This is a genomic window from Limosilactobacillus agrestis (assembly GCF_014145585.1).
Classification (GTDB): domain Bacteria; phylum Bacillota; class Bacilli; order Lactobacillales; family Lactobacillaceae; genus Limosilactobacillus; species Limosilactobacillus agrestis.
Map to the genome: position 1 here is coordinate 20,608 of NZ_JACIVF010000057.1, position 7,315 is coordinate 27,922.

The window sequence follows — 7,315 nt, forward strand, 5'->3', positions numbered from 1 at the left end:
TAAGAGTGGTAAACTAAGAAACGATTAATTAAAAGGGGAAGGTATATCTTAAATTATGGCAAGTGATAGTAACTCAAAAAACAATCAGTTTCGCGTTGTATTACCAGTAATCTTTACATTTGGGGCTTCATTAGTTTTCTTCCAAGGAAATGCACACGCTGATGATACCAATGTTATTGCTAATACAGCGGTCACTACTACACAAACCAGTGACAATCAACAAAGTAGTAATTATCAAAATGCTAATGTTGCTTTGATGACTGCCCAAGCTGTTCAGACTCATGCCGCTGAGCAGACTGCTAATACAGATCCTAATAAAGGAGCTGTTGATATTAGCGCTAAGAATGCACAAAATATCGCTAATGCACCAGCAGTTGACACCCAGCCTAATGTATCGACCGACCAAATAAGTAATACCCAAGCTGATCCAGAAAATGGAACTGCTTCAACGACTGTGAGCGGGACTGGCAACATTAACACTAATGGGCTTTCTGCTCGTAATGTACAATTTTTAGAAAGTATCCACCAAGGAGCCGTTGATGGCTGGAAGCAATTTGGAGTTTTACCATCTTTAACTGGTGCTCAAGCTATTATTGAAAGTGGTTGGGGGCAATCTGCTTTAACTACTCAAGGTCATAACTTGTTTGGAATCAAGGGTTCTTACAATGGACAATCAGTTACAATGCCTACTTATGAGTATTATGGTGGTCGGTATGTTCAAATAAATGATGCTTTCCGCGCATATCCGTCAAATTATGAAAGTATTGTTGATCACGGTCGTTTCTTAAAGGAAAACAGTCGCTACAGTAATTTGATCGGTCAAAAAGATTATCAAACTGTTACCCGCTTAATTCGACAAGATGGATACGCTACCGATCCACAATATACAAATACGCTTAATCGTGTAATCCAACAATATAATTTGACTGCTTGGGACCAAGAAGCATTTAATGACAATATTAATACTGGCCATATTGATAATATTTCTGTTCAAGGAGATAGTCTGAAAGTTGAGGGGTGGCATGCTACTAATAATTATGATCAAAGTATGCATCATTTCATTATTCTTCTTGACGGTAATACTAAACAAGAATTATATCGTCAAGAAGTTCCTGGTACTTACCGGCAAGATGTCCAAAATGCTTATCCTAATGCAACAATTTCTGGCTGGGGTGGTTTTAGCTTAACTGTTCCAAACTCTGCTAATTTTGCTGGAAAGGCAATTCAAGTAGTCTCTCGTTATACTAAGGATACTAATGGTGAACCAAATGGTGGAGACGATTTATGGTTTAATTCTGTAAATCTTAATACTAATGCTGGTTATCTTGACAATTTCAATATTGATGCCGCTGCTAACACTCTTAATATTAGTGGTTGGCATGCAACCGATCAATCAGCTGGTAAGGATCATCATTTTATTATCCTTTATGATGCTACTAAGAATCGAGAGTTAGGACGGTATGAAGTTAATTCCACGATTCGGAATGACGTTGCCAAGGTATATAATGTTTACAATGCTGGTAAATCTGGATTTAATCTTCAAGTAAACCTTAGTCCGGCGTTGATTGGTGATAATATTCAAGTAATTTCTCGTTACAGTGATGCTGATAACGGCGAAGGTAATTATGTTGATTATTGGTTTGCACCAAAAACGTTTAATGAGAACCAATCGTGCTTGGATAAGGTCGAGATTTCAGATAATCAAGTTCATGTTAGTGGGTGGCAAGTTGCTGATAATAGTGTTAAGCAACAAAACCATTTTGTAATTCTTTACGATGCAACGACACATCGTGAAATTGCCCGTAAACAAGTAAGCAATGTCAGTCGCCCTGACGTTCAACGAGCTTATCCAAACATTGCTAATGCTGGTAAGTCTGGCTTTGATGTTACCTTTGACTTTAATAGAGCAGCTTACGCGGGACATCAGTTACAAGTGATTTCCCGTTATAGTGATGCAAATAATGGTGAAGGTAATCGTACTGATGCATGGTTTGCTCCTATCACTGTCCCAAGTAACAATCAAGGATTTCTTGACAGCTTTGTTGTAAAAAATGGTGAAGTAACGGTAACTGGATGGCAAGCCGCTGATCAAAGTTATAACCAAAAGAATCACTTTGTTATCCTTTATGATGCTACAACTCATCGTGAAATTGCACGTCAACAAGTAACCAACATAGATCGCCCTGATGTCCAAAAAGCATATCCGTCAATTTATAATTCTGCTAAATCCGGTTTCAAAGCAACATTTAAATTAGATAGCAATTTAATTGGACATGAGATCCAAGTGGTTTCCCGCTATAGTGATGCAAACAATGGTGAAGGTAATCGTACTGATTTCTGGTTTGATGCTATTAAATTGCCGCAAAATCTATACTAGATTGTGTAAAGGTACTATCTTGAGTAATGAATGCTTATTTTAATATCTCCTGAAAAGAAAACGAGATGAATATTATGAAAATTAATATGAAAAAAATCAAATATAATTTAAAATCCAATCATGATAATGAACACGTCCTACAGGTTGATTTTAGATTAAAGAATGCTAATAAAAATATAAATGACATTAATATTTCTGATGATGTTATTGGATTTCTAAAATTTACAGAAGATCCGTATCTGGACTTAACCAAAAATGGAGTTATTCATTTTTGTGATCCTAAAGATTTTTTAAAATCTGAAGAAAAATCTCGACAAGATGATGAAGGAACTGCAATTAATATAGATATTAATAGTAAGCAAACTTATAAAAATTTTGGCTGGTATACTATGCAAGCAGCAATGAAAATATCTTTTAAAGATAGGGATAAGGTGATTTCAAAATCATCATGGCCTTTTAAATTAGATAATAACCTGCAGAATGCAGTAGAAAACTTTACAAGAAGAACTTTAATGAGTGAATTATTACAGAATGATTATGATATTTTCATTAGACCAATAAGTTATTCGGTGGATTCGGTAAGTAATTCCGTTAATATTGATAAAGCCAAAATAATTTTTCATGAAGGACATAGCTATAATGGATTAATAACAAGTTTTATTACTGTAAAGAGGAGTGACGTAGATGAATTTGGTACATTATCATCTAAATTTATTGAGTCATTCTCTAAACCTAATAGCGATAACATTGCTTTTAGTTTTAATGATAACTATCAATTGATTCCGCGTCCATGGGTTTGGATTTCTAAAGAAAAAATGGTAAAAATGTTACAAGAAACTACTGAATTTGATTCTAGAGCAGGCGAGGTTAGATATTATGATAAGAAATATCCGTTCACTGCGAATGAACTGAGATCACAAGTTGGTATTAATTTATTTGCTAAAAATTCAAAATATTCTAATCAAAGAGAATTTAGAATATTTTATGGAGGACCAAATTCTAAATATAAATCACTTCCTGTTGATGATAAATTAAATTATAAGTTTAATTTAAATGGTAGTGAGTTTCCTTGTGGTACATTGGACCAACTTTGTAAATTAAATTTAATTAAAATTAATGAGCCTTCGTCAAAAAGTACTAATGAGAAAATAGAATAATTTACAAAGTAACTAATGGGACTTTCGGCGCTGTGTCCCACCAAATACACAGATTAAATAGATAAAATTTTAGACGGCTTGATTACGGAATTGTTCCGGATATCTGTCAACTGTTATGGTTGACTAAAAATACTTCCTACGAAAATGTAGGGGGTATTTTTTTACGAAAAAATACAATCGATTCTTAAAAGAAAAATTTTTGATTGGCAAAACCATAACAAGTTCGTTTTAGAGTTTTGATTTTGCAAGGGAAATTACTGCTTCAATGTTATAAGACTGGAATTTTTTCAAAAACATTGTTCAATTACTTGTGTTAAAATAATAAAGGATTTTTGTTAATCATAAGGAGGCCACTATGAAAGGAATAATTTTAGCTGGTGGGTCAGGAACCCGCCTCTATCCAATTACGCGTGGTATTTCAAAACAATTGATTCCGGTTTATGATAAGCCGATGATTTATTATCCTTTGTCGACTTTGATGCTGGCCGGGATTAGGGATATTTTGGTGATTTCTACTCCAGAATATATGCCCCTTTTTCAAGAACTTTTAGGGGATGGGACCAATTTAGGATTAAACTTCTCTTATAAAGTTCAAGAAAAACCCAATGGACTTGCTGAGGCCTTTATTCTCGGGGAAGACTTTATCGGTGATGATAGTGTTTGTTTGATTTTAGGTGATAATATCTATTACGGGGCTGGTTTATCCGACTTAGTCCAATCGGCAGCACAAAAAACTGATGGTGCCACGGTTTTTGGTTACCATGTTAACGATCCCGAACGCTTTGGTGTGGTCGACTTTGATGATCAGATGCATGCCTTATCGATTGAAGAAAAGCCAGCTCATCCCAAGAGTAATTATGCGGTGACTGGTCTTTACTTTTATGATAATCAAGTAGTTGATATTGCTAAAAATATCAAGCCATCAGATCGGGGCGAACTTGAAATCACTGATGTTAACAAGGAATACCTGCGTCAAGGTAAGCTCGATGTTAAGTTAATGGGTCGTGGCTATGCCTGGTTAGATACCGGTACCCACGATTCAATGCTCGAAGCAGCCAATTTCATTGCCACGATTGAAAAGCGGCAAAACTTAAAGGTGGCTTCCTTAGAAGAAATTGCTTATCGGATGGGTTACATTAATAAGGACCAATTAGTTGAACTGGCACAACCGTTAAAAAAGAATGATTATGGTCAATACTTATTGCGGTTAGCTCAACAGGACTAGGGAGAATAAATAATGGGAAAATTAAACGTTCAAACAACAAAATTACAAGACGTTAAAATTATTACACCAGCGGTCTTTGGTGATCACCGGGGCTTCTTTGAAGAAACCTACTCTGATCGTGACTTTAAGAATGCTGGGATTAACTTTAACTTTATCCAAGATAATCAATCACTTTCAACGCATGCTGGTGTTTTGCGCGGACTACACTTTCAACGCGGTAAAGCAGCCCAAACAAAATTAATCCGGGTCGTTACTGGGGCTGTCTTGGATGTCATTGTCGACTTACGAAAAGGTTCCCCTACATACAAGCAATGGGAAGGTTATATCTTGTCCGCAAGTAACCACCGCCAACTCCTGGTTCCGCGGGGCTTTGCGCATGGCTTCTTGACTTTAACTGATAACGTTAACTTTGTTTACAAGTGCGATAACTATTACGATGCGGAAGCGGATGGCGGGATTTCCTTTAAGACGCCGGAATTAAACATTGACTGGCCAATTGAATTTAATAAGGCTATTACTTCGGAAAAGGATGCCGCACAACCAACCTTAACTGAATTTGAAAAAGACAACCCATTTGTTTATGGTGAAATTTAAGCGAGGTCGTTATGGAAACTTTTAAGAATATTATTGTTACCGGGGGAGCCGGTTTTATTGGCTCCAACTTTGTTCACTATGTTGTTAACCACCACCCGGAAGTTGAACATATTACGGTGTTAGATAAACTGACTTATGCTGGGAATCCCGCTAATCTTGCTGGCTTGCCAAAGGATAAAGTTGAACTCGTAGTTGGGGATATTTGTGATCAGGACTTAGTTGATAAGCTGGTAAGCAAAGCTGATGCAGTTGTGCATTACGCGGCTGAAAGTCACAATGACAATTCTTTGATTGATCCCACTCCGTTCATTCAAACTAATATTGTGGGTACTTCAGTTTTAATCAATGCTTGTCGCAAGTATGACGTTCGTTACCACCATATTTCAACGGATGAAGTCTATGGCGATTTACCATTACGGGAAGACTTACCTGGTCATGGTGAAGGTAAAGGAGAAAAGTTTACTCCTGAATCTCCGTACCGGCCATCAAGTCCTTACTCTTCTTCTAAAGCGAGTTCAGACTTGTTAGTACGAGCTTGGGTTCGGTCATTTGGCTTACGGGCGACAATTTCCAATTGTTCCAATAATTATGGACCTTACCAACACATTGAAAAGTTCATTCCCCGCCAGATTACTAATATCTTAAGTGGCATTCGTCCTAAGCTTTATGGATCTGGTAAAAATGTCCGTGATTGGATTCATACTAATGATCATTCGCGGGCAGTTTGGGATATTTTGATTAAGGGGAAGATCGGTGAGACTTACCTCATCGGGGCCGATGGTGAAAAGAACAACAAAGAAGTCCTTGAAATGATCTTAGAGTTAATGGGTCAACCTAAAGATGCTTATGACCATGTTAAAGATCGTCCCGGCCATGATTTGCGTTATGCCATTGATGCAACAAAGCTGCGGACAGAATTAGGTTGGGAGCCCGAATTTACTGACTTCAAGACCGGTTTACAACACACGATTGATTGGTATACGGAACACCAAGATTGGTGGAAAGATGAAAAAGCCGCGGTTGAAGCAAAATATGCGAAAAACGGTCAATAAAAGATGAAAAGAGTCGTGTTATTCCCGAATTTAAGGAATGCACGACTCTTGTTTTAAGGACAACAGATGAATAACATGGAAAGAATATTGAAAGCTGTTGTCAATTTGATTATAACATTAATCAGGTTTAATTAAGGAGAAGACGAATGACAAAAATTTTAATCACTGGTGCTAATGGTCAACTCGGTTCAGAATTACGGAACCTATTAGATGAACGCGGAATTGCATATGACGCCTTTGATTCTAAGCAAATGGATATCACTGATCAAGCCGTTGTAAATGAAAAGATTAGTGCGCTTAAGCCGGAAGTGATCTATCATTGTGCCGCTTATACCGCCGTTGATAACGCTGAAGATGTTGCCAAAGACCTCAATTGGCAAGTAAACGTAGATGGTACGCGTAATGTTGCCGAGGCTGCTAAAAGAGTTGGCGCTAAGATAGTTTACATCAGTACTGATTATGTCTTTGATGGGACTAATGAAGGTGAGTATGAAGTTGACGCACCCACTAATCCACGAAATGAATATGGTAAAGCTAAACTTGCCGGTGAAAAAGCAATCCAGGAAACCTTAGCTGATTACTACATCATTCGCACATCCTGGGTCTTTGGTAAATACGGTAAGAATTTTGTCTATACGATGCTTCGTCTTGCCAAAGACCATGATCAGCTCACCGTCGTTAACGATCAGTTTGGTCGCCCAACATGGACTAGAACGCTTGCCGAGTTTATGACGTACTTAGTCGATCATAATCAGCCATTCGGTACCTACCAGCTATCTAACGAGAATAGTTGTTCCTGGTTCGAATTCGCCACCGAGATCTTAAAGGATGAAGACGTTGAAGTCGCTCCTGTGAACTCTTCAGCATATCCAGCCAAAGCTTACCGCCCTCGCCATTCAGTTATGAGCTT

General features: G+C 37.5%; 6 protein-coding genes. All 6 read left to right on the forward strand.

Annotated features, from left to right (window positions below; translation table 11 throughout):
* Positions 1-55: 55 nt before the first annotated feature.
* A complete protein-coding gene (locus H5R88_RS06055) occupies positions 56-2,377 on the forward strand; it encodes a glycoside hydrolase family 73 protein (RefSeq protein ID WP_182600526.1) in 2,322 nt (773 codons plus the stop codon).
* A gap of 74 nt (positions 2,378-2,451) precedes the next feature.
* Positions 2,452-3,534 (forward strand): hypothetical protein, encoded by a 1,083-nt coding sequence (locus H5R88_RS06060; RefSeq protein WP_182600527.1) that lies wholly within the window; start codon positions 2,452-2,454, stop codon positions 3,532-3,534.
* 355 nt (positions 3,535-3,889) lie between these two features.
* A complete protein-coding gene (gene rfbA / locus H5R88_RS06065) occupies positions 3,890-4,759 on the forward strand; it encodes a glucose-1-phosphate thymidylyltransferase RfbA (RefSeq protein WP_182600528.1) in 870 nt (289 codons plus the stop codon).
* Between the two features lie 12 nt (positions 4,760-4,771).
* Entirely contained in the window at positions 4,772-5,353 is a 582-nt protein-coding gene (gene rfbC, locus H5R88_RS06070) for a dTDP-4-dehydrorhamnose 3,5-epimerase (protein ID WP_182600332.1), read from the forward strand.
* Positions 5,354-5,364: 11 nt separating this feature from the next.
* Positions 5,365-6,405: a dTDP-glucose 4,6-dehydratase gene (gene rfbB, locus H5R88_RS06075; RefSeq protein ID WP_182600331.1), complete on the forward strand. Its 1,041-nt coding sequence runs from the start codon at positions 5,365-5,367 to the stop codon at positions 6,403-6,405.
* A 146-nt stretch (positions 6,406-6,551) separates the two neighbouring features.
* Positions 6,552-7,315 (forward strand): dTDP-4-dehydrorhamnose reductase (gene rfbD, locus H5R88_RS06080; protein WP_182600330.1); only part of this gene is annotated, 764 nt, incomplete at its 3' end.